The 24,519-nt window shown below is 30.4% G+C and carries 22 protein-coding genes, 1 tRNA gene and 1 other RNA gene; 17 read left to right on the top strand and 7 right to left on the bottom strand.

Annotation, left to right across the window (positions count from 1 at the left end):
• Window positions 1-307 precede the first annotated feature (307 nt).
• From Q326_RS17940 to Q326_RS0109240, 6 genes are all read left to right on the top strand, one after another.
• Window positions 308-682 (top strand): hypothetical protein, encoded by a 375-nt coding sequence (locus Q326_RS17940; protein WP_051531346.1) that lies wholly within the window; start codon window positions 308-310, stop codon window positions 680-682.
• 195 nt (window positions 683-877) lie between these two features.
• The gene (locus tag Q326_RS0109220; protein ID WP_026895125.1) at window positions 878-1,948 is read left to right on the top strand and encodes a pyridoxal-phosphate-dependent aminotransferase family protein; all 1,071 of its coding nucleotides are present in this window, start codon (window positions 878-880) and stop codon (window positions 1,946-1,948) included.
• A 19-nt stretch (window positions 1,949-1,967) separates the two neighbouring features.
• The gene (locus Q326_RS0109225) at window positions 1,968-3,212 is read left to right on the top strand and encodes a DUF1015 domain-containing protein (protein ID WP_026895126.1); all 1,245 of its coding nucleotides are present in this window, start codon (window positions 1,968-1,970) and stop codon (window positions 3,210-3,212) included.
• A gap of 183 nt (window positions 3,213-3,395) precedes the next feature.
• Complete coding sequence (locus Q326_RS0109230; protein WP_026895127.1) at window positions 3,396-4,115, top strand: zinc dependent phospholipase C family protein; 720 nt, start codon at window positions 3,396-3,398, stop codon at window positions 4,113-4,115.
• Window positions 4,116-4,137: 22 nt separating this feature from the next.
• Window positions 4,138-5,925, top strand: coding sequence for an oligoendopeptidase F (gene pepF / locus Q326_RS0109235; RefSeq protein ID WP_034601777.1), 1,788 nt, complete (start codon window positions 4,138-4,140; stop codon window positions 5,923-5,925).
• A 126-nt stretch (window positions 5,926-6,051) separates the two neighbouring features.
• A complete protein-coding gene (locus Q326_RS0109240) occupies window positions 6,052-6,633 on the top strand; it encodes a hypothetical protein (RefSeq protein ID WP_026895129.1) in 582 nt (193 codons plus the stop codon).
• Window positions 6,634-6,686: 53 nt separating this feature from the next.
• On the opposite strand, the gene Q326_RS0109245 is transcribed toward Q326_RS0109240, so the two are convergent.
• Complete coding sequence (locus tag Q326_RS0109245) at window positions 6,687-7,493, bottom strand: NAD(+)/NADH kinase (protein WP_026895130.1); 807 nt, start codon at window positions 7,491-7,493, stop codon at window positions 6,687-6,689.
• 170 nt (window positions 7,494-7,663) lie between these two features.
• On the opposite strand from Q326_RS0109245, the gene Q326_RS0109250 reads away from it, so the two are divergent.
• From Q326_RS0109250 to Q326_RS17065, 3 genes are all read left to right on the top strand, one after another.
• Window positions 7,664-8,560, top strand: coding sequence for an RluA family pseudouridine synthase (locus Q326_RS0109250; RefSeq protein ID WP_026895131.1), 897 nt, complete (start codon window positions 7,664-7,666; stop codon window positions 8,558-8,560).
• A gap of 250 nt (window positions 8,561-8,810) precedes the next feature.
• A complete protein-coding gene (locus Q326_RS0109255) occupies window positions 8,811-9,689 on the top strand; it encodes an AraC family transcriptional regulator (RefSeq protein ID WP_026895132.1) in 879 nt (292 codons plus the stop codon).
• Window positions 9,690-9,770: 81 nt separating this feature from the next.
• On the top strand, window positions 9,771-10,874 hold the full coding sequence (locus Q326_RS17065) for a C45 family autoproteolytic acyltransferase/hydrolase (RefSeq protein WP_051531348.1): 1,104 nt from the start codon (window positions 9,771-9,773) through the stop codon (window positions 10,872-10,874).
• Between the two features lie 418 nt (window positions 10,875-11,292).
• Here Q326_RS17065 and Q326_RS0109265 read toward each other — a convergent pair whose 3' ends face one another.
• From Q326_RS0109265 to Q326_RS0109290, 5 genes are all read right to left on the bottom strand, one after another.
• A complete protein-coding gene (locus Q326_RS0109265; protein WP_026895133.1) occupies window positions 11,293-11,946 on the bottom strand; it encodes an elongation factor G-binding protein in 654 nt (217 codons plus the stop codon).
• Between the two features lie 298 nt (window positions 11,947-12,244).
• Entirely contained in the window at window positions 12,245-12,517 is a 273-nt protein-coding gene (locus Q326_RS0109270) for a CD3324 family protein (protein WP_026895134.1), read from the bottom strand.
• 425 nt (window positions 12,518-12,942) lie between these two features.
• Window positions 12,943-13,404, bottom strand: a complete 462-nt coding sequence (locus Q326_RS0109280; RefSeq protein ID WP_026895136.1) for a spore coat protein — start codon at window positions 13,402-13,404, stop codon at window positions 12,943-12,945.
• A gap of 209 nt (window positions 13,405-13,613) precedes the next feature.
• Window positions 13,614-13,689: transfer RNA gene (locus Q326_RS0109285), tRNA-Ala, on the bottom strand.
• Window positions 13,690-13,748: 59 nt separating this feature from the next.
• Complete coding sequence (locus Q326_RS0109290; RefSeq protein ID WP_026895137.1) at window positions 13,749-14,390, bottom strand: hypothetical protein; 642 nt, start codon at window positions 14,388-14,390, stop codon at window positions 13,749-13,751.
• Window positions 14,391-14,609: 219 nt separating this feature from the next.
• Here Q326_RS0109290 and Q326_RS0109295 point away from each other — a divergent pair, with 219 nt between their 5' ends.
• From Q326_RS0109295 to ssrS, 8 genes are all read left to right on the top strand, one after another.
• On the top strand, window positions 14,610-14,966 hold the full coding sequence (locus tag Q326_RS0109295; protein ID WP_026895138.1) for a hypothetical protein: 357 nt from the start codon (window positions 14,610-14,612) through the stop codon (window positions 14,964-14,966).
• A 113-nt stretch (window positions 14,967-15,079) separates the two neighbouring features.
• A complete protein-coding gene (locus tag Q326_RS0109300) occupies window positions 15,080-16,888 on the top strand; it encodes a sigma-54 interaction domain-containing protein (protein ID WP_051531350.1) in 1,809 nt (602 codons plus the stop codon).
• A gap of 204 nt (window positions 16,889-17,092) precedes the next feature.
• Window positions 17,093-18,460 carry a diaminopimelate decarboxylase gene (gene lysA, locus Q326_RS0109305; protein WP_245592086.1) on the top strand — a complete coding sequence of 456 codons (1,368 nt, stop codon included), beginning with the start codon at window positions 17,093-17,095 and terminating at the stop codon, window positions 18,458-18,460.
• 53 nt (window positions 18,461-18,513) lie between these two features.
• Entirely contained in the window at window positions 18,514-19,140 is a 627-nt protein-coding gene (locus tag Q326_RS0109310) for a nucleoside recognition domain-containing protein (RefSeq protein ID WP_026895141.1), read from the top strand.
• A gap of 12 nt (window positions 19,141-19,152) precedes the next feature.
• Entirely contained in the window at window positions 19,153-19,689 is a 537-nt protein-coding gene (locus Q326_RS0109315; protein WP_026895142.1) for a spore maturation protein, read from the top strand.
• Window positions 19,690-19,758: 69 nt separating this feature from the next.
• Window positions 19,759-20,688 (top strand): S66 peptidase family protein, encoded by a 930-nt coding sequence (locus Q326_RS0109320; RefSeq protein ID WP_026895143.1) that lies wholly within the window; start codon window positions 19,759-19,761, stop codon window positions 20,686-20,688.
• 177 nt (window positions 20,689-20,865) lie between these two features.
• Window positions 20,866-22,617, top strand: a complete 1,752-nt coding sequence (locus Q326_RS0109325) for an ATP-dependent metallopeptidase FtsH/Yme1/Tma family protein (protein ID WP_026895144.1) — start codon at window positions 20,866-20,868, stop codon at window positions 22,615-22,617.
• A gap of 137 nt (window positions 22,618-22,754) precedes the next feature.
• Window positions 22,755-22,928, top strand: a non-coding RNA gene (ssrS, locus tag Q326_RS18215) — 6S RNA.
• Between the two features lie 28 nt (window positions 22,929-22,956).
• Here the strand turns inward: ssrS and Q326_RS0109330 are convergent.
• Window positions 22,957-24,474: a putative polysaccharide biosynthesis protein gene (locus Q326_RS0109330; RefSeq protein ID WP_156936287.1), complete on the bottom strand. Its 1,518-nt coding sequence runs from the start codon at window positions 24,472-24,474 to the stop codon at window positions 22,957-22,959.
• Between the last annotated feature and the right edge of the window lie 45 nt (window positions 24,475-24,519).

A 24,519-nucleotide genomic window follows, 5' to 3' on the forward strand; every position in this document is an offset into this window, starting at 1 on the left:
CTAAATATAACATAAAGAGCACCTCGTAGAGAAATATTTTAGATTGTGAGCCCACTCTACTAATAAGCGTTACCACCTTGTTGTATATTCGGAGAGAAGCTAAAAAGCAACCAACATCCAACTCATTCGTAAACTGCTTATTAGAGAGAGGTATCAGTCTTTCAAGTACGAGTTCAAAGACTCAAGGAGAGATCGATAATCCTCTCAATCTAATAATACAATTATCTCTGATTTTGAGAGATAAATAAAGAAGGTTTTATAGGTTTCCCTATTTGATAACCTAAATATATTATACAAGGAGATTGTTATGAGAAAGCAAAATAGAAATAATGAAGTTGTTAGACCAATAAGCCCTCCAATACCACCTAGACCAATGAGGCCTACTACACCAGTTCCTTATTATCCCTATGTACCAGATACTCCAATGGCACCGACTCCTGATCTTGAGGTAGAACCTGGTCCACCAGTGATGAAGGGCACAGAGTATCTACAAGGATATTTAAATTCTATAAAAGGTAGATTTGTTAGAATAGACTTTCTTATAGGAACTAATACATTTGTAGATAAAGAAGGTACTTTAGTAGATGTAGGTATTGATCATGTGGTTTTAAGAGAAGCAGAAACCGATGATTTATTAGTTTGTGATTTATATTCTATAAAATTTGTCAAGGTATATTATTAGAAATTAGGGCAATTCTAACAAAAGAATTGCCCTAATTAACATTTTAGTATGATATACAATTGGAAGTGATATTATATACATATAAAATATTAAAAAAATTTAAAAACTAACTTGTTTGAAATCATTTACATATGTTATGCTATTTAGTAAGCAAAATAGAAAAATATTGAAGATTACATGTAGGAGGAAAATGGTATGCATAAAAAACTATTTATTCCGGGACCTGTGGAGGTAAAGGAAGATGTGCTAGCAAAGATGTCTAGACATATGATAGGTCATAGAACTAATGAGGCCTCTGAGCTTCAAAAGAATATAACAAAAAAGATGCAGAAGCTTTTTTATACAAATAATAGTATATTGTTATCCACTTCATCGGGCAGTGGTCTGATGGAAGGGGCTATTATGTCCTGTACGAAGAAGAGGGCAGCGGTGTTTTCTATAGGAGCTTTTGGAGAAAGATGGTATGAGATGGCTATTAATAATGGGGTAGAAGCAGATATCTTTAAATCCCAATGGGGAAAGCCTACTGACCCTGATGAAGTAGACAAAGTTTTATCTTCTGGAAAATATGACTTGATTACAATTACTCACAATGAGACATCTACTGGAGTTATGAATCCTATTGAAGAGATAGGACATGTATTATCAAAATATCCTGAAGTTGTATTTTGTGTAGATACAGTCAGTTCGGCAGGAGGAGTAAAGATTGAAGTTGATAAATTAGGTATAGATATATGTATAACTTCATCTCAAAAGGCATTGGGACTACCCCCAGGCATGGCCATTTGTACATTTTCTGAAAAGGCCAGAAAAAGGGCTGAAGGGGTAAAAAACAGGGGATATTATTTTGATTTATTGAGGCTGTATAAATATATACAAAAAAAGGATCATCAATATCCGTCGACTCCATCAATATCCCATATGTATGCTTTAGACTATCAATTAGATAAAATACTTGAAGAGGGATTGGAAAATAGATTTGATAGACATAGTACTATGGCAAATAAAGTGAGAGAATGGGCAAAGGATAGATTTCAATTATTTGCAGATGAAAAATATGCATCTAATACATTGACTACTGTAAAGAATACAAAGGATATAGATGTATCAGATTTGAATAAGAAATTAGGAAAAAAGGGGTTTATGATTTCCAATGGATATGGAACGCTTAAAGAAAAGACATTCAGGATAGCCCATATGGCAGATACTAACTTAAACGATATAGTAGAATTACTTGAAACAATGGAAGATATATTAAAACTATAAGACAATGGGGGTATATAAATTGGCATTTATAAAAGCTTTTAAAGGTATAAGACCAAATACTGAAGTAGTAGAAAAAGTATCTTGCTTGCCTTATGATGTAATGAATAGGGAAGAGGCTAAAGATATGGCTAAAGATAATCCATATTCTTTTCTCCATGTGGTGAGATCAGAAATAGATTTTAATGATGATGTAAGTCAATATGATGATAGGGTCTATAAACGAGCAAGGGAAAATTTAGATAAGATGATACAAAAAGGTATTTTGGAACAAGAAAGCACTGAAAGCATATACATATATAGACAGATAATGAAAGATAAAGTTCAAACTGGTATAGTGGGATGTACTTCTATAGATGATTATATGAACGATATCATAAGAAAGCATGAATTTACTAGACCAGAGAAAGAGGAAGATAGAATAAAAAATTTCGATTACTGTAATGCAAATACGGCACCTATATTTTTAACTTATAGAAAGAATGACCATATAAACAATATAGTAAATAATTGGATAGATGCCCATAATCCAATATTTGATTTTACTACAGAAGATGGTATAACCCATATGGTATGGAATATTTATAGGGAAGAGGTTATAAAGGATATAATAGATATATTTAAAGGCATAAACTATTTGTATATAGCAGATGGACATCATAGATCGGCTTCAGCAGTAAAAGTAGGATTAAAAAGAAGAGAACAAAATAAAGATTTTACAGGTGAAGAAGAGTTTAATTATTTTCTTTCAGTTTTATTTCCAGATGAGGATTTATATATTATGGATTATAATAGGGTAGTAAAAGATCTAAATGGAAATACAGAAAAAGAGTTTTTAAATAAGATAGCTAAAAATTTTATAATAGAAGAAGTGAAAGGAAATGATCCCTATAAACCAACAGAGAAACATACATTTGGAATGTATTTGACAGGAAAATGGTATAAAATTATTGCAAAAGAAGGTATATTTGATAAAAATCATCCTGTAGAAAGATTAGATGTATCTATATTACAGAAAAACATATTAAATCCAATATTAGGCATAGATGACCCAAGAACTAATAAGAGGATAGATTTTATTGGAGGAATAAGAGGGATGGGAGAATTAGAAAAGAGAGTTAATACTGATATGAAGGTAGCATTTTCCGTCTATCCAACTACTGTTGAAGATCTAATAGACATTGCTGATGAAGGGATGATAATGCCACCAAAATCAACATGGTTTGAGCCTAAACTTAGAAGTGGTTTATTTGTTCATAGGTTGTAAATAAGTTATTAGCTGATGATACAAATATTCTTTTGATTTGTATCTTGGTTAAGACAATAGGTTTATCAATAATTTGAAGGAAATTTACATTTCCTTCTTTTTATATTATGTTTTTTAGGGTATCATATTATAGTAGAGTTTTTTAGAGATAAAAGATATATTTGAAGGAAAAGAGTGATAAATATGAGTAATGTAGAGATATATTATGGTAAGATATTTAAAATGTTGCTTAGACTTATAAATCCATTTAAAAAGAAGATAATAAAGACAGAATGTAATGTCCATAGATTTATTAATTACCAATCAATCAAGATATTGAATAAGTATCAATATGAAAGACCCTTTGAAATATTTAATTATTACATGGAAGATTTAAACAGAGGGGTGGTTTGGGCAGATCAAGACTTTAAGAGTATAGGACATTTTTATAATCCACAAAAGAATAAAGGGCTATATGGCCATTTAAATGCATTGGCATTATCTAAAGATTATTATAAAAAGGCATTAGTAAATTGGGAAAAAGATAATATAGAAAATGCAATGTTTTATTTAGGAGCAGCCGTACATTTAATTCAAGATGTAACTATTCCTCAGCATGTAAATATAAGATTATTAGACAGTCATAGGCAATATGAAAATTTTGTAAAATTGACATATGATGTGGTTAAAGAGTTTAGGAGTGTACAGTCTCCTATATTGTTTAACAGTATTGATAAATATATAAACTTTAATGCAAAGGTGGCACTGAGAGTATATAAACAGTATAAGGATATAGATAAGACTATAGTTAAGTTCTACAAGATAACCCAATGTGCCTTGCCATTGGCTCAAAGAACCACAGCTGGTGTATTGCTAATGTTTTTAAGGGAAGTTGGGGTTATAGAAAATAAGATAAAAAACTAAAATTTTGAAAGGAAGTATATATATGGATCGTAAAGATATATCTGAAAAGTATAAATGGGATTTGAGTTTTTTATATAAAGATAATCAACAGTGGGAAAGGGACTTTGAAAGGGTTAAATCATTGACCAATCAGATAAAACAATATAAAAATAAATTGGGAAATGATAGTGAAACTTTATTGGAAGTACTGAATTTACAATTTACTATTTTAAGAAATATAGGCAATTTATATTGTTTTGCAAAGATGAAAAAAGATGAAGACAATAATAATAGCATGTATCAGGGACTAACCGATAGAGCTGAGATGCTTATGACGGAGGTAGATATGGCATTGTCTTTTATAGTACCAGAAATATTAAATATATCTAAGGATACTATGGAAGACTATCTTAATTTAGATCAATTTAGTATATATAGACATTATTTAGAACAGGTTATGAAGAAAAAACCACATATACTAAGTGCTTCTGAGGAGTCATTATTGGCTAGAACAGGAGAGATAGCCAATGGTCCCCAGAATATATACACTATGCTAAACAATGCAGATATTAAATTTCCCAAAGTTATAGATGAAGAAGGCAATGAAGTTGAGATAACCCATGGAAGATTTATTCCCCTTATGGAAAGTAAAGACAGAAGAGTAAGAAAAGATACATTTAAAGGATTATATGATGTCTATTCTCAATTTAAACATACTATAGCATCTACACTATCTACCGAGGTAAAGAAAAATGTATTTTATTCAAGGGCAAGAAAATATAATTCATCATTAGAGGCTGCACTTTTTCAAAATGATATTCCTGTGAAGGTTTATGAAAATCTAATAGAAACTATAAGCAGTAATTTAGATCCTATGCATAAGTATGTATCATTGAGAAAGGAGATATTGGGATATGAAGAACTGCATATGTATGATTTATATACACCAATAGTTGAAGGAATAGATTTAAAAATAGATTATGAGGAAGCTAAAGATACTGTGGTGGAAGCGTTGAAACCTCTAGGAGAGGATTATATAAATGTAGTGAAAAAGGCCTTTGATTCCAGATGGATAGATGTATATGAAAATAAAGGTAAAAGGAGTGGCGCATATTCATGGGGTACATATGATTCACCACCATATATACTTTTGAATTATCATAAGACCCTTGACAATATGTTCACTATAGCCCATGAAATGGGTCATTCTATGCATAGTTATCTTTCAAATAAAAACCAACCTTATATATATTCTGGATATAGTATATTTGTAGCTGAAGTGGCCTCTACAGTAAATGAAACACTATTAACTGACTATTTGTTAAAAAATACAGATGATATACAGATTAAAAAATATATATTAAATCATTATCTAGAACAATTTAGGGCTACTGTATATAGACAGACTATGTTTGCTGAATTTGAGAAAATAATCCATGAGAAAGTAGAGCAAGGAGAACCTCTTACAGCAGATAATTTATCAAATATATATAAGGACTTAAATATTAAATATTATGGTAAAGATATATTTATAGATGAAGAAATATCTGTAGAATGGGCAAGAATCCCTCATTTTTATTATAATTTTTATGTGTATCAATATGCTACTGGTTTTTCTGCAGCTATAGCGTTATCCCAAGGAATAATTAATGGAGATAAAGAGTCTAGAGATGCCTATATAGAGTTTTTATCCAGTGGAAGCTCAGATTACCCTATTAATGTTTTAAAAAAGGCTGGAGTAGACATGACTAAGAAGACTCCAATTGAAGAATGTGTTAGACTTTTTAATAATTCAGTAGATGAAATGAAAAATATGATGTTAACAAAATAATTTCTAATCTATATATATAAAAATGGGTATTTTTATTTGTTGAATATTTATATAATAAAATATAAAATTAAGGGTAGGGATTCTGGAATAAAACTAGCTAACCAATAAATAGAACAGGGTGGTTGTATGTGGCAAGAGATTAGAGAAATAAAAAAGATGGCATCAGACATTGAACTTTATGGATATAGGAATGATACAGAAGAATTACTCAAATTATTAGATTCTATTATAGATATGTCTAAGAGATTAAAAAAAGAAATAAATATAGATATGGGAACCGTGGAAGAACGTGTAGAAGATATATGCTATAAAGGGGATTTTAACTATATAACTGAAATCCCTTTTATATATAAACCTATAACAAAACAGGATTATTACGACGGAGACTATTTACATTTTTTTGGAAAGAATAGAACTGAAGAACTTAATAGGGCAGGGGTCTTAGATGTACATAATAGATTTTGGACAGCTAATAACGTGGAAAATGGAAATATTTTTGGCTCTATTCCTGTTGAACTTATATCTAATGACAATAAAAAAATATTACTGGAATCAGGATGGAAAGAAGTTAATGTGCATATTTATGATGTGAATAATGATTTACCTATAGAAGAAATAAATGAAATGGCCTATAAGGAGTTCGACTATTATTTAGTAATAACAGAACAAAAGGATGACCAGGCACTTATATTAGAGTATAAAATATAATATTTTTAATCCACCTCAGACTTAAAGTCCGAGGTGGATATTTGATATCTTTTTTATAAAAATTTATCTTTGATATCACTCCAGAAATTTCTTTTACCTATGGTCAAAAGGTTTATTCTCATATCAGATACCTTAAAGGACATTTCTACTATATTATCAAATCTATATTGTTTACCATCTACTACTATTAAAATAGAGTTTTCATCCCTATATTCTGGATTAATCTTTATATACATATTTGCGGGAATAATAGCGCTGGACGTCAATGATCTATAGACCTTGGAATTGATCGGTGCCAATGGCGTAAGTTGTAATACATTTAAATTGGGATAGACTACACTACCTCCAGCAGAGAGATTGTACCCTGTGCTTCCCATTGGTGTAGATATTATAATACCATCTCCACTAAATCTTTCGAGATAGGTATCATTTATAGATATGTTTAAATGAATAGTTTTTGATTCTATGCCTTTGACCACTATTTCGTTAATACCTAAAAGTTCTATGCAACTGGTACGGGTACAAACTATACCCTCAACTAAATAAAGTTTTTCTATAGAGTATTTACCTTCAGATAATTTATCTATAAAATTATCCAGATTATCTGGAGATATTTCTTGAAAAAAGCCTAAATGTCCAGTATTTATACCTATAAAAGGTACTTCAGAGAAGTTAAATCTATGTATTGCTCTTAAAAAAGCACCATCTCCTCCTATACATATATTTAAAAAGGCATCTTCATCAAAATAATCTGTTGTTTTAAACCCTTTATTTAAGAGTTTTTCTCTTAGTCGTTTAGCCGTTTTTCTAGAATCATCGTTTTGATTATGAATAATATTGATTGTATTAGATTTTTCCATATTAAAAGTATCACCCCTGTGATGATAATAATTGTTTAAATGAAAGTATAACATTTTTTATTTTAAAAGACAAAATGTAAAACTCAAGTTTATTATAGCATATTAACCAGCATTATAACATACTATTTACTAATATTATATACAAAACTTATATTATTGGGAGGATAAAGTTGAATAATTTAAAAGAAAACGAAAGTTTAATATTATACAAAGTTGAAAAAGAAGAGATTTTACTAAGGGAATTATTAAAGGATGAACTTGAATTTTCTGGGAGACTTTTTAAGAGATTATTAAAGAATAAATTAATTTTAGTAAATAATAAATTTCCAAAAAGCAATGAAAAAATATTCAAAGGGGATTTAATAAAGATATTTCTTGAGGATGAAAAGGAAGATATAGTTCCACAAGATATAAAAATAGATATAATTTACGAGGATTATGATATATTAGTAATAAATAAAGTACCGGGCATAGTTGTACATCCTACTAAGAGCCATGACAATGGAACTATAGCAAATGGTGTAGCCAACTATTTTAAGAAGAAAGGTATACAGAAAAAGGTTAGATTTGTAAATAGACTAGATATGGATACATCGGGTATATTAGTAATTGCCAAAAATTCCTTTGGACATCAGCAGATGGCTTATCAAATGTCAAATAATATAATTAGCAAAAAGTATATTACAATAGTGGAAGGGGTCATTGAAAATGATGAGGGAATTATAGATGCTAATATAGGGAAAGATGATAAGAATTCTATACTTAATATTGTAAGAAAAGATGGAAAAAAGGCCATAACAAAATATAAGGTTATAGATAGATTTAAAAATGCAACAGCTGTTGAGGTAGAGTTACTAACGGGAAAAACTCATCAAATCAGGGTGCATTTTAAACATATAGGACATCCCATAGTGGGAGATAGTTTATACAATAAAAAGAGTCCCCTCATAGGAAGGCAAGCACTTCATAGCTGGAAGCTGTCATTTGATATTCCTAGAAAGAAAGAAAAGGCTATGGTTATTGCCCAATTGCCAGAGGATATAAATAGATTAATAAACAAGTTATAAATAAAGGAATGTCTAGTCTGATAGATGACTTTTTATTTTAATATAACATATAAATTACATAATACTAGAGTTAAATGTAGAAAGGACATGGTTATGAAAAAAATAACTGCTATTCTTTTTGATTTTTATAGCATTGTGTTCGCTAAAGAATACTAACATTACCTCTGAAGTTGAAATAGTTGAGAACTATTGATAATATTTATGTAGAATAGATAAGGACTTGCTATAATCATATCAAGAGGTGGTAGAATTGGAATGGAAAAAAGCACTAAAGGAATCGGTTGATTATATTGAAAAGCACCTGCTTTCAGATTGTACCATGGAGAAAGTAGCAGAACACGTTCATATTTCTCCTTTTTACTTTCAGAAGGCATTTAAGATGATAACAGGTTATACCATAGGAGAATATGTAAGAAATCGGCGTCTGTATCTGGCGGCACTTGATCTAATCAAAACAGAAAAAAAGGTAATTGAGTTAGCTTACCGCTATGGATATGATACTCCAGAAAGCTTTACTAAGGCATTTGGTCGCTTTCACGGACTATCCCCAATGCAGATGAAGAAGCAACCCTATAAAATCAAACCATTTCTTCCTCTGAAAATAAGTATATCTGTAAAAGGCGGAAATCAGATGGAATATAGAATTGAGTCAATGGAGGCTTTTGAGGTAACTGGAATTGGACGTATGTTTTCCTATGAGGAAGCCTTTGACAAGATTCCATTGTTTTGGAATACATGGAAAAGCCAATATAATTGTACGGAAGAAGTAGATCTATCTGGAGACAATATAGGGAAATATGGAATAAGCATTGATGAAGGATTTAATGGCAAGTATTTCTGCTATCTAATTGCAGGGGACTATAAAGGTAAAGGAAATCTAATTCAAGAAAGTCGCCTTAAGGTAGTTATGATTCCAGCCCTTACTTGGGCAAAATTTCGTTGTATAGGTCCAATACCAGAGGCTTTACAAGCACTAAATACCAGAATTTTTAATGAGTGGTTTCCAAAAAATGTGGATTATGAAATTGCTTCAGAATACAACATAGAGCTTTATGAAGAAGGAAACATTAACAATTCAAACTACCGGAGTGAAATTTGGATTCCAGTAAAGAAGCGAGTTGAAAAGTAAGACAAATAAAAGCTGAAAATGACAGGATAAAATATGTTTTGTGCTATAGAATAAACCTACAAAAAAGAAAGGAATGATTCTATGGAAACACAATATGTATCTTATCTTAAATTAGAAGGAAGTTATGAAGAAATTGGAAGGCAGATGGCAAAAAAGACAAGAGAGCGAACTGCAGCCTTGCCGCCACCACAGTATTTTACCGAGCGTGAATTAGGAGAAGCTATTGAGCTTTATAAAACCTATTGTCCGGGTCTTATGAAAGAACTGGAAGGGTATGCAAATGCATGTAATATGACATTAAGTGATATTGCTTACACTTGGATGACATACCTGACCCCCCACTGTTCTGGCCTAATTGTAGAAGGAAGTCTTATGAAGGATGGACATACCAGACTTATAAGAAATTATGAGTTTAGTATAGCAGATGAGGATCTTATGCTATGCGAGACAAGGCCAGAAGGAAAGTATGCACACATTGGAGGAAGCCTTGCACTCTTTGGAAGGACAGAAGGTATTAATGAGTGCGGTCTTGCCGTATCCATGTCTTCTTGTGGATTTCCAGTGAGCAATTTAGAAGGTATGCGTCCTCCGAAGATAAAAGGACTCCAGTTCTGGGCTGTAATAAGGAGCCTACTTGAAAATTGCAAGGACGTGGAGGAGGCCATGGAGCTAGTGCAAAAGATGCCCATTGCTTACAATATCAATCTCTATATAGCAGATTCTAAGGGGAATGGAAGTATTGTCGAGACTATGGATGGGGAGTTTTCCTTTCAACAGATTTCATCTAAGAGTGAGAAAAAGTATCTATGCGGAACTAACCATATTGTCATTCCGACCTTCCAGAAATTCGAACCCTTTGCAATGAGAAATTCTATGGTTCGTTTGCAGACACTAGAGCACTTTATGGAAGGCAGGAAAAATCTAGAGGAAGATGAAGTAAAAAAGCTTTTCTTGACTAAGTATCCGGAGGGCATGAGTGCATATTATTATGATGACTGGTTTGGAACTATTAAATCCGTGGTCATGGATACGGCCAATCGTTCATTCCAGATTTGCTGGTTTGGACAAAAGGAAAATGGATGGGAAGAATATCGGATAGGAACAACGTTTAAGGAGAAGACCCTTGAAAAGAGATGTGAAAGGGAACAGGGTGATGCAACATTTTTTGAAAAAGTCTATCTATAAAGTAGTGGGATATAATAACCTATAAACCTTTAATTTGAGCTATTTTGAAGACTAAAGAATATAGAGTAAAAGTTTACCCAATGGATCCCTGTATCCCTTGGGTATTTTTTGTGTTTGTTTACAGCCTAATATTTGATTTTATTTGAAATTGGCGTTCCTCCTTTTCTTCATATATTTACGAAGTGACATAGATAAAGTGTGTCTTATTCCAAGGGGACTGTAATACCCTCAAGAAATACAAATGACTATACAAAATATACTGCTTTTATCAATACAAATACATGTGAATACTGCAGATTGTAAAAGCAAGCTTATTTGATAATCCTAAATCGTTAGACCAACCTTTAAGTCTTGGTAAGCTAGCACATCCAATGTTTTTTGATGAGTTGACAGAACTATAACCAAGAGGATGATTCTATCATTTTCTATTATTAACATTTTTCAAGATTTTCTCAAGCTTCTCCACATTTACAATTCTATCATTACATTTTTTACTATCTAAACATATATCAAAGCCTATTGATCTATATCTACCTTTAGATGTCCTACATATAGATGAAACAAAGGCTACTTCATTGTTGCTACCTACATGATTGCAAAGGGAACATATATGAGTACTGGTAGAAGAACTATAATTTGGAATTTTACATGTCATACCTATAAGATTACCATTCATATTGTAAGCTATAAATAATTTTTTAATCGATTCATCAATCCAACCTAAATACACGTTCTTTGAATTTTGTGCATTTAGATTTGGTAGCTTTAATTTCTTTTCTTTTTTAAACAATTTATTAATTTGTGCATTTGTAATGATTGGCATACCATATACATATTTATTTAGCTCAGCTAAATATTTATCAATGTAAAGTGGTTCATTTATTTTACTAATATCAAGTATATTTTTTTCTTCCTCAGATAAATTTGGAAAAATACGTAATATTTTATCCTGTATATACTCTTTATTTGCTTTAATAATATTAATATCTATGCAATTTCTAAAAGTATTATTTAAATCATATAAACATTTTTTTATATGATTATACTCCTGTTTTTTTATAAAAGTTTTCATAAAGTTTAGCACCTCTTTTCTAATTTATATCATCTTTACTATTCATGTAAGTAAATAAGGTCTTACTTTCAAATTTATTTTACTATTACCTTACTAACAAAAAAATGATTATTATTACTCCAAATGAAAGTAACAATAATCATCCTAATTTAAATCATACTATATATTCATAACTTTTAATTCCGAAACTTGTTTTAAATTAGAAATGATGACCTTCACTTGATTGACACAATGAAATCATAACATGATTTAAAACAAGCATTCAATCTAATAAATAATTCTGTAATAATTATGAGTATTACAGACGTTTTTCTTGACTTATTATTCTTCTTATACTCTTTTCTGATAGGTAATACTCTTGAGCTAATTTATCAACAGTAGTACCTTCAATATATTTTATATAAATCTCATTATTTCTTATCTTGAGACTATTTTTTATACCACTATTTTCTCCCCACGCCTTATGGTTTTCTTTTTTTCTGGGTACATAAAGATATTTTCCATCTACATATTCCTGTATTATTTTAACAATTTTCTCTGGTAACACATCTTGTGCTTTTGCATATTTCATTTCCTTACTCCTCCACTTTTATCATAGTATTAAAGCAAAGAATACTAAAAAGCTATGTGTTACAGAGCCTAAAACTTGCACGCAATTTCAGCTAACTTAACAGCTTAGGCTCCAAACAAAGCATAGCTGGCTTTGTGGTAGTCTTTGCAAGGAGCAAGCTGATTTAGAATTGAATGTATCGATGACCTTCATAAAAACACCCCCCATACATGATGATTATTATATCATAATTAACATTAAATATATGCATAAGTATATAATGTTACTAACTAGAAAGAAGTATAGAGATAACTTTGACAAAGGTATACAGAAGAATAAAATAGAAAAACTTATTTTTGAAAAAACAAGATTCATATTAGAAAAGAGGACAGTTAAAGTTCTTACATAAAACTTAACTGTCCTCTTTTCATGGTTTCTTTAATTAATTATTGTACATCATACATACCGTGACTTTGCATATAATTAAATATTTTTTCACCATGCTCTTGTTCTTCTTTTTGAATATGATTTAACACTTTTCTAATATTAGTATCTGTGAATTCAAATATTGCTGTATTATAGGTAGAAGAAATATATTTTTCTGTAGCAAGAAGATCGGTACATAAATCAGCATCACTTTGATCTTTCATTCCGCTTTGGCTCATGGACTGATTTTGTTGATTTTGCATACCTTGTTGCTGTTGTTGGTTGACATTTGGAATTTGACCATCCATAATTTGATTGATGGTATTAAGATGTTCTTGCTCTTGATTACCAAGTTGAGTAAAAATTTGTTTTAGTTGAGGATCTTTAGCTTGGTTTGCATAATTACTATACTTTTTTATACACAATTCTTCATGACTCTTTTGATCTTCCAATAAGTATCTTTCTTTTTGAGTTAAATACATTTTGAAACACCTCCAATTTTAGAATGTGTAAAAAAAGTGGTATTATACTAAAAATCAACAAAAATATAACTAATTTGATTCTTTACTTATAACCCTGTCTCTTAGACGAGATGAAAAGAATATAAAATATGATGGATTATGCAAAGTATATGATGATAAAAAAAGACATACCTTGAATCAAGGTATGTCTTTTAATCATACAGAACTTATGGTGGAGATAAGGGGACTTGAACCCCTGACCTCCTGACTGCCAGTCAGGCGCGATCCCAACTTCGCCATATCCCCATTTTTATCATAAGTATATTATACTTACAATTTATTGTTTTGTAAACCCCATTTATGTATTATTCATCCTCATCATCTAATGCAGATAATACTTGAGCCATCTTAGCCATATCTTTAATTTTGCTTATACTTTTGGTGTCTTCTCCAACAATAAGAGGCGCAAATTTTTCTATCATATCTTCTAGTGCTAACTCTTTTTTACCATCTTGTAAAGTTTTAATCCCTTCAATTAATCCTTTATATTTGTCTATATTAAATGCAATCTCTATTATTGGATATATACTCTTTATATTACTCTGTGGAAAATCTTCATCAAGGATATCTATTATTTTTTCAATTCTTTTATTTTTAGATAAAGTAGTATTAATTTTTATGGGGTTATTATCTTTTTTTACTTTAACTATTTCCATTAGATTGATTGATTTGTCAATTGTATCATAGATAGGTATAAATACTTCCATCAAATTGACCATGGGTTCAGGAAGATAAGGTCCTATTCTTCTTACTGTATGTAGTTTATGGTGTAAATCATTGATGCTATTTATGCCAAGTTTGCTTTGAATAGATTGAAAAGCTGGAAAAATATCTTTTTTAAGTAGAGGAATTGAGATAATAACTAATGGTAATAGTGGGAAAGGAGGGGTCTTGGTTTTTAAATTTGAAACAGGTTTATTATTTTGTAAAGGTACTAATTCATTCATTATACTACCTCCTTTTAAAGGCGATTTATATACAATGCTTACATTTCATATTATGCTAAAAGATAAAATGTGTTACATAAAATTTTTAATATACTAATTATGTTTTAATCAATATCACTACTTTAATAGCATTTATCCTAAAGAGTAATATACTTTAAATATGTAACATATGTATTAATAGTTAGTATATTAAACTAAAAAATAAGGGAGGAATTGTCTTTGAGAAGAAGGAGAAGAGATATGGATAAAAACGTAAATAATCACAAGAATGCAAATGTTGAAAATGATAAAAAGAACATACCTGATATGGAGAAGGTAATAGAAAAATTTAAAGAAACTGCAAATCCTAATGAAGAACAGATGGGAAAACTTAAAGATATGGCAGATAAATATTCTGGAAAATCAGAAGATGAATTATTTATTGAGATAATAAATCTCAATAAAAAATTATCAGAAGGAGAAAATAAAGAAGAATTTATGAAGAAAATAAAAAAATTACAAAGAATAAGGCCTTTATTAAATGATGATCAGAAAAAAAAGCTAGATAAAATTTTAAAAGTTATAAAAGAATCATGATTCTTTTGTAATTTATTATATTATGCTAAAATAGAGATTAAAGAAACTAAAGATGAGAGGAGTGTTCTGTCATTTTTAAGGATAGGGACATAATAAATAAGTTTACAGATATTATGTCAGAAGGGATAATATTTATAGATAGGGAAGGTAAGATACAATTATATAATCAAAAATCTAAGGAAATTTTTGGGATAATATATAATGAGGGTAGAGGTCATAAAAGGGGAAGGATAGAAGATGGAGATATAGTTATTATAGCAAATAATAACTTAGGTAAAGATGATGGAAAACTAACGACAGATGATTTGAAGATTATAGGAATAGACAATGAAGATATAGATATAGGAGATGCTGTTATAGGGATAGGGGTTTATGGGAGCGGACATGTAGATTCTATGGTTAAATATATGAAGGGGCAAAAAAAGGGTAATAATATGTATTTAAACTATAGAATTTCAGACAAAAACATTGAAGTTGTAATAGATTTTAGAAATAAAATTATAGATATTATTTTAAATGGAGAACACTTTTTAATGGAATATATAAATGCCATAGGACATATGTTATTGTTAGATAGTAAATGTGATAAAGTTAAATTTTACCAAGCCAAAGGATATACGATAAGAAAGGAAAGCATAAAGGATATATTGACTGGAAAGGAATATATGGCAAAGGGGAAAAACTCAGATATATTGGATGTGATAGGCAATGATATATTTGAAGTTCATGGATATATAGAAGCTATGAGAGAATTCTATGAAGTAGCTAGAGGTAAGGAATTATCCTATAAAGATAAATTTATAGAGATAAATGGTAGACCTACATTATGTTCATTGGTACCTATAGATAGAGACAATATAAGGATTGGGGCATTATTAAAGGTCAAAGATATATCAGAGCTAAAAAGAATAACAAAGGAAAGAGATGAAGCATTGATAAAGCTTCAAAATATAGAAAAAAGGTTAGAAGAAAATGATTATAGCATGTTTTTTCCAAATGTAATCGGTGACAGCATCATAATGCAAAGATTAAAAGAATTAGCCTATAGAGCATCTAAGACTAACTCTACACTGCTGATTTTAGGAGAGAGTGGAACGGGAAAGAGTTTATTGGCTAAAGAAATTCATGATGCTAGTTACAATAAAGATATGCCATTTATCCATGTAAACTGTGGATCAATACCAGAAAATCTTATAGAAAGTGAGTTATTTGGATATGAAGGGGGGGCATTTACTGGGGCAAAATCTACTGGTAAAATAGGATTTTTTGAAATGGCTCAGGGAGGAACTATATTTTTAGATGAAGTAGGCGAGTTGTCATTGGCTATGCAAGTAAAATTGTTACAGTTTTTACAAGATAAGAGTTTTTATAGAGTTGGTGGAAATAAAAAGGTAAATGTAGATGTTAGAATAATGGCAGCTACAAATAAAAATCTAGAAAATGAAGTTATTGAAGGAAAGTTTAGAGAAGATTTGTTTTATAGAGTGAATGTTTTTCCTATATATATTGCTCCATTGAGGGAACATAAACAGGATATTTATCAATTAGTTTGTCATCTATTACCCAAGATATGTATAAAAATAGGCTGTGAAGAAAAAAGAATATCATCTGAAGCTATAAATAAGCTAGTTGAATATGATTGGCCAGGAAATATAAGAGAGTTAGAAAATGTATTAGAGAGATCAGTTAACTTCTCTGAGTCAAATATAATATTGTCAGATCATATAAAAATATTGAATAAAAGATATAATAAAAATATTGAAAAACATATATCCACAATGAAAGATATAGTTATGGATGCTGAAAAAAATGCATTAATAAATGCATTAAATGCAACTAATGGAAATAAGAAAAAGGCTATGAGAATGTTGGGGATGGGAAAAACGAGTTTCTATGATAAATTAAAAAAATACAAAATATGATATCCGCATATACGGAAAAATTCCTTTAAAAAGGAAAAATGCAAAAAGTCAGTTCAATAGTAGAGTATCAAGTATAATATTAAAATACAAACTATAAATAAGTTCGCTAAAACGGAAAATATTTAGTTTGTTATGAAAGTTTTAATATGGAAATACTGGCATGATAAAAATACATGTCAGTATTTTTATGTAGTATAGATAAGATTGAATAAATTTATAAAATTATTAATATTGGCATGTGAATTGCACAATATAGTGATACAGAAAACTATTGAAAAGGGTGATTACATGTCATATATTAATAATGGAAATAATCTAGTATTTGGAGGATGTGATACGGTAGCGTTAGCTAAAAAATATGGTACTCCACTATATGTGGTAGATGAAAATTACATAGTGGAGAGATGTGAGGAAATTAAAGAAAGTTTTTTATATAAATATAAAAATACTAATGCTGTTTTTGCCAGCAAGGCATTTTTGCCATTAGCTATGTGTAAATTGATAGCAAAACAGGGTATAGGATTAGATGTGGTGTCTGGTGGGGAGCTTTATACAGCTATAAAGGCAAATTTTCCATTGGAAAAAATAATATTTCATGGAAATAATAAGACTGAAGATGAGCTCTATATGGCAATAAAACATGATGTAGGTAGAATTATAGTAGATAATGAATATGAATTGGAATTAATAGATAGTATTTCTAAAAGGTTAGATAAAAGAGTAAAGATACTGTTTAGGGTTACTCCTGGGGTAAATAGTCATACACATGAGTATATAACTACAGGGCAAAAGGATTCTAAATTTGGAATATCATTGTCGGATGATATTATATTTGAGACTATTAGAAAGACTAAGGTATTAGAAAAAGTAGACTTGATGGGATTTCATTTTCATGTAGGTTCACAATTATTGGATAATGAATCTCATTTAAAGGCACTAGATATTGTAACAGAACTTATGTATCAGTCGCTAAAAAGACTTGATTTTGTTACTAGAGAGTTAAATTTAGGTGGAGGATTTGGTATCAAATATGCTTTTGGGGAAGACAGAAAACCTGTTAGTTATTTTGTAGATGCTATGATGGATAAATTATACGAGAATTGTAAGAAAATGAATATAGAAGTACCAAGTACTGCAATAGAGCCAGGAAGATGGCTAGTTGGAGAGGCTGGAATAACTCTTTATAAGATAGGTGCAATAAAGAGTATACCAGAAATAAGGACTTATGCCTCTGTGGATGGAGGTATGACTGACAATTTAAGGCCTGCTTTGTATGGGGCGAAATATGAGGCTGTTATTGCCAATAAAGTCAATGAAAAAAAAGTAAAGAAAGTGACTGTAGCTGGCAAATGTTGTGAATCGGGAGATATATTAATAAAAGATTTAGAAGTGCCAGAAATAGAATCAGGAGATATATTGGCAGTATTTAGTACTGGGGCCTATAATTATTCTATGGCCAATAATTACAATAAAATAACAAAGCCAGCTGTAGTTATGGTAAATAAGGGGAGGGACAGGCTAATAGTTAAAAGGGAGACATATGAAGATTTGTTGAGAAATGAGCTATATTAATAGGGGGTGATAAATATTATTTTCAAGAACAAAATAAAAGGAGGAATTAAACAATGATTAATGTTATATGGTTATTGATGATTGTAGTTGGGGTCGTTGTTGGGGCTATAAATGGAAACCTTGAAGCCGTTACTCAAGCTGCAATGGATTCTGCAAATCTAGGTGTTGAGTTGTCTTTAGGATTAATAGGAATAATGGCATTATGGCTTGGAATAATGAAGATTGCAGAAGATAGTGGTATGATCCAAGGATTAGCTAAATTATTAAAACCTATTATGGTTAGACTTTTTCCAGATGTACCCCCAGATCATCCTGCTATGGGAGCAATAATAATGAATATGGCTGCCAATGTATTGGGATTGGGAAATGCAGCTACACCTTTAGGGCTTAAAGCTATGCAGGAGTTACAGGAATTAAATGATGAAAAAGATACGGCTACAAATGCTATGTGTACGTTTTTGGCTATAAATACTTCATCAGTTACATTAATACCCTCAGAGGCTATGGCACTGTTAGTAGCAGTTGGTGCAACTAGTAAACAGGCTACAGCTATTATAGGGCCTTCAATTATAGCCACAGCAGTATCCACTATAGTTGCAGTGATTGCAGTAAAATCTTTACAGAGGCTAAAAGTTTTTAAAATGGATAAAAAGTCTACTAAAAAAGTTATAAATAATTAGGGGGGGATACATATGTTTGTAAAGATAATAGGTGCTATATCTATGTATGCAGTACCAGTAATGCTTTTGGGGATTCCATTATATGGATTTTTCAAAAAAGTTAAAGTATATGAAAGTTTTACTGAAGGTGCAAAAGAAGGATTTACAACAGCTGTAAGAATAATCCCTTATTTAGTTGCGATGTTGGTTGCTATAGGTGTATTTAGAGCTTCAGGTGCTATGGAAGGTTTAACGACAATATTAAAACCTATAACTAGTTTGATAGGGATGCCAGCAGAGGTATTACCAATGGCCCTTATGAGACCTTTATCTGGTGGTGGAGCTCAAGGAATAATGAGTGATTTATTGAATACCTATGGACCTGATTCTACTATTGGGCATATAGCATCGGTAATGATGGGTTCTACTGAGACTACTTTCTATGTAGTTGCAGTATATTTTGGCTCGGTAGCTATTAGAAAAACTAGACATGCCATACCTGCGGGACTTATTGCTGATGCAGCAGGTCTAATCGCAGCAGTTTTTGTGGCAAGGATATTTTTAGGTTAATATATATAATTAAAATTTAAAGATATATAATTATATATCTTTAAATTTTGAATATTTGGAGGTATGTAAATGTTAAAGCCAAAGGCGTTAGAATTTGGAGATACAATTGGTGTAATTGCACCTTCTAGTCCAGCATGGGATTTAGATATGGAGGAGGTAATAAATACTTTAAAAAATATAGGGTTTAATGCTGTCCTTGGAAAAAGCTGTTATGAAACATATGGATATTTGGCAGGTAAGGATGATATCAGAGCAAATGATATAAATACTATGTTTGAAGATGATAATATTGATGGTATTATTTGTTTAAGGGGAGGTTATGGTACACCGAGGATATTAGATAAATTAAACTACGATATTATTAATAAAAACCCTAAAGTATTTGTAGGATATAGTGATATTACTGCTATACATACTGTTTTAAATAATAAAAGCGGAATTGTAACTTTTCATGGTCCCATGGTTTCTAGTAATATGATAGATAAGTTTGACGAATTTTCTAAAAGATCTTTATTTAACACTATAATGAATACAGAGCCCATAGGAAGACTAAGTAATCCTAACGAGGAACAAATTAAGACATTGGTGTCAGGTAAGACTAAAGGCAATATTGTAGGTGGAAATTTAGCACTTATAGCTTCAACTATTGGTACGCCATATGAAATAGATACAAAAAATAAGATATTATTTTTAGAGGATATTGGAGAAGAGCCATTTAGTATAGATAGAATGCTAACTCAACTTTATCATTCAGGAAAACTACAAGATGCCAATGGGATAGTTTTAGGAGATTGGGCAGATTGTACTCCTATTGAGCATAAAGAAAATCTTACTCTATTACAGATATTTGATGACATAATAGGGACATTAAAGAAACCCACAATATATAATTTTAAATCTGGCCATTGTAGTCCTATGATTACCATTCCGTTTGGTGTGGAAGCCTATCTGGATGGAGAGCGTGGCTCCTTATATATTAGTGAGGGAGCAGTAATATAAAAATAAATAATGTCAATGAAATTAACCCCGAACCTTTATTTATAAATAAAGGTTCGGGGTTTTATGGCAAGATAACATTATGTAAACAAATATGAAATAATTGTAATTAGACTGCTATGCTTGTGATATGATATAATAAATACAAACATTATGTAAACTTAGAAAAGGTGATTTTAGTTGAAATATTTATTACAGAAAAAGATATTAATAGTTATTGCAATGGTAACTATAATTATGACAACTGGGATTTTTCTATATGTTGAAAAGGGTAATGAGTATGAAAAAATGAATTATAAAAAGTTTACAGAATTACTAGATGAGAATAAGGTCGAGAAAGTGACACTAAGTTCAAGCCCCTATATCAAAGTAATATTAGATAGTGGGAAGGAGTTTAAAACACAGAATCCAAGGATTGAAAATTTTAAGGAAAAGTTACTTTTACATGAGGTAGAAGTAATTGAAGAAGAATTTAGTTTTAATTCTAAAAATATAATATCTATATTTATATTTTTAGGAGTATTAGTTTTTTTTGTATATTATGGGAAAAAGGGTGGAGGAGCTAAATCTGCACAAAAAGAAATAACAGATATGGCCAATATAGATATTAATAATGATGAAAAAAGGACAAGATTTAAGAATATTGCAGGAAATGAAGAAGCCAAAGAAAGTTTAGTTGAAATAGTAGATTTCATAAAAAATCCCGATAAATATGAAAAATATGGAGCAAGAATACCTAGAGGAGTTTTATTGTATGGTAGTCCTGGAACTGGAAAAACACTCTTAGCTAAAGCTGTTTCAGGCGAAGCATCAGTTCCTTTTTTTCCTGTAAATGGTTCAGATTTTATACAGGTTTATGCAGGTGTAGGAGCAAGTAGGATAAGATCTTTATTTAAAAAGGCAAGAAAGTTAGGGAAGGCTGTTATTTTCATAGATGAAATTGATGCACTGGGAAAAAATCGTAAAAATAGTATAGGTGGAAATGACGAAAGTGATAGAACTTTAAATGCCTTGTTGACAGAAATGTCAGGATTTAATGAAAATCAGGGTATAGTAGTTATTGGGGCCACTAATAGGATAGATATATTGGATAAAGCACTACTTAGACCTGGTAGATTTGATAGACAGATAGAAGTGGGACTCCCTGATAGAATGTCAAGATATAATATATTGAAACTTCATGGGCTTAATAAACCTTTGGATAAAAGTGTTAATTTAATGGAATTAGCCGATAAAACAGTATATTTCAGTGGTGCTAAGCTGGAAAATTTAATGAATGAATCGGCTATAATTGCTGCAAGAAATAATGATGAATTTATAAATATGAGTCATATAGACAAGGCCTTCTATAGTATGCTTATAGGAAGTGAAAAAAAGGACAAATCATCAATAAGTGTCGATGAAAAGAGTATTACAGCATATCATGAAGCGGGACATGCATTAATTAGTAAATTAATATGCCCTGAAAATAGGGTGACTAAGGTTAGTATTATCCCTAGTACTAAAGGTGCTGGAGGATTTACTATGAATATATATAAAGATAAGATGTATCAGACTAAAAGAGATATAGAAAAGAATATCATGGTATCTCTAGCTGGAAGGGCTGCTGAGGAATTAGTGTTTGGAGAAGAAGATATTACAACGGGCGCTTCAAATGATTTGGAAAGAGCTACTATGTTAAGTCTAAAGCTGGTATCAAAATTTGGAATGGATAAAAATATGGGTCTTTTAAGCTATGAACGTTTATATGGAAACAATATAGTATCAAATGAGAAGATTATAGGTAGAGTCAAAGAAAAAGTTGAAGAGTTATATGAAGAGACGAAGAGTATTATAAAAGATAATTTGGATATCCTTAAGGATATAGCAAAAGGGCTGATGGAATATGAAATGTTAGACGAATCACAGTTGGAAAGTATAATAAACACTTAAAATGCAAATTGTCAACAAAGAAATAGATGTCTAAGAATATATATATGGAACTATATGAGCTAAAATAGCTTCTAATCCAATGTAATTGCAAAATAAATATTTTAAAAAATTCAAATTTTATAGTATAATAGCATTAAAGCTACCTGAGATGTGCGTTAATCTTTGATAATTCAACCGACATCAAGAATACGGGAGTTCGGGTTCGGCGATGTATGACATGCCTTTAAAGGAAGTCAAAAGTCGTTGGCAGAGCACCCACCTGCAGGAGTTGCGGGCGTGAATTATGAGGATGACGGCATCACGGGTAACACCTTAAGTCAATTTTGACTTAAGGCTTTTTTATTTTCTTAAATTTTCAATTGATTTTAATGGTATAGCTTTGGTTATCAGCAATAAAATAGCATATATTATCCCTCCAAATACAAATGTTATGGGAATGAAGAGGTTATTAAATACATAGTTTAAAATATAAATTGAAACAACCATCACAACAGATGATAAAACAGGCTTTATTATAGAATGGAAAGGACATATATTGAATTTAATTATCTTTACTAAGGATATGAGATGTAATAGAAAGATGGTAATAGAACTTAATAAAAAACCTATAAAAAAACCTTTGATACCAAAATTAGGATTAGCAACAAGTTGGTAAGTTAAAAATAATTGTAGTGACATTCCCAGTATATAATTAATAGTGGTCTGTACTTGTTTACCTAAACCATGGAGTATACCAGAAAGGGTATGATGTAGAGAAAGAAAGATTGTGCCACATCCCATGATTTTCATATATCTTCCAACCTCTATATCATTGTAAAAGAACAATGATATATGCTCAGAAAAGAAAATGTATATAAATGTTAAAGGTATTGATATAAGCAAAGTAGTATGGATACTTAAAGATATATCCTTCTTTATAGATGAGTATTGAGATATATGTTTTTTGTTAGATATATCAGGTATTATGTTGACAACTAATGCAGAAGTAAATATAAATGGCAACATTACAAAAGGCATGGTCATGCCCATAACTTTACCTAATGTAGATATTGCAGTATCCATTGAATAACCTGCTAAAACTAATCGTTTAGGAATTAATACAGTATTTCCCATTTGCATAAGTACATTTATAAACCTGGAAAGGGTAATCGGTATAGATATAGTCATCAATTCTATAAATATGTCTTTAAATTTTAACTTAGTCATATTGTTGGATTTAAGACTTAAATTTGTTATTTTATAATTTATTATGAGAGTTATAAGTCCTACCAATTCTCCTATTGATATTCCCCAAACAGCTATTAATGCACCTAATTTGGAAGACTTTATATTGAGATAGTATAAAATGCCCAGTACAAAGGATATCCTTACAATTTGTTCTATTATTTGAGAAGCTCCAGGAATTGCAACCTTTTGTAATCCATAAAAGTATCCTCTTATCAATGACGATAACGATATAATTATTATTGCAGGACATATACTGCGAATAAGTATTACGAGACCAGAATCTGACCAGAATATATCTGTAAAATTTTGAGCAAATAGTAGAAGAGTCAATGATAATATTAATGAAAGAGTCAATGTGAATATAAAGGAAATGGTAAATATTTTTTTTATGCCTGTGTGATTATTTATGGAATTTTCCCTTGAAACCATTTTTGAAACTGCTATGGGCATACCTGCTGTAGTTAGAGTGATGAATACCATGAGTATAGGAAAAACCATTTGAAATAGACCTATACCTTGAGGTCCAATAAGTTTTGATAAAACTATTTTATAACCAAAACCAAATACTCTTACTATGCCATTTATAATAGCTAATATTATTGAACCATATATAAATTTAGAAGTGCTCAATATTATTCCCTCCATTGTCTATTGATGTACTTTATATAGATATTC

Origin of the sequence: Clostridiisalibacter paucivorans DSM 22131, from assembly GCF_000620125.1 — a bacterium.
Lineage (GTDB): Bacteria > Bacillota > Clostridia > Tissierellales > Clostridiisalibacteraceae > Clostridiisalibacter > Clostridiisalibacter paucivorans.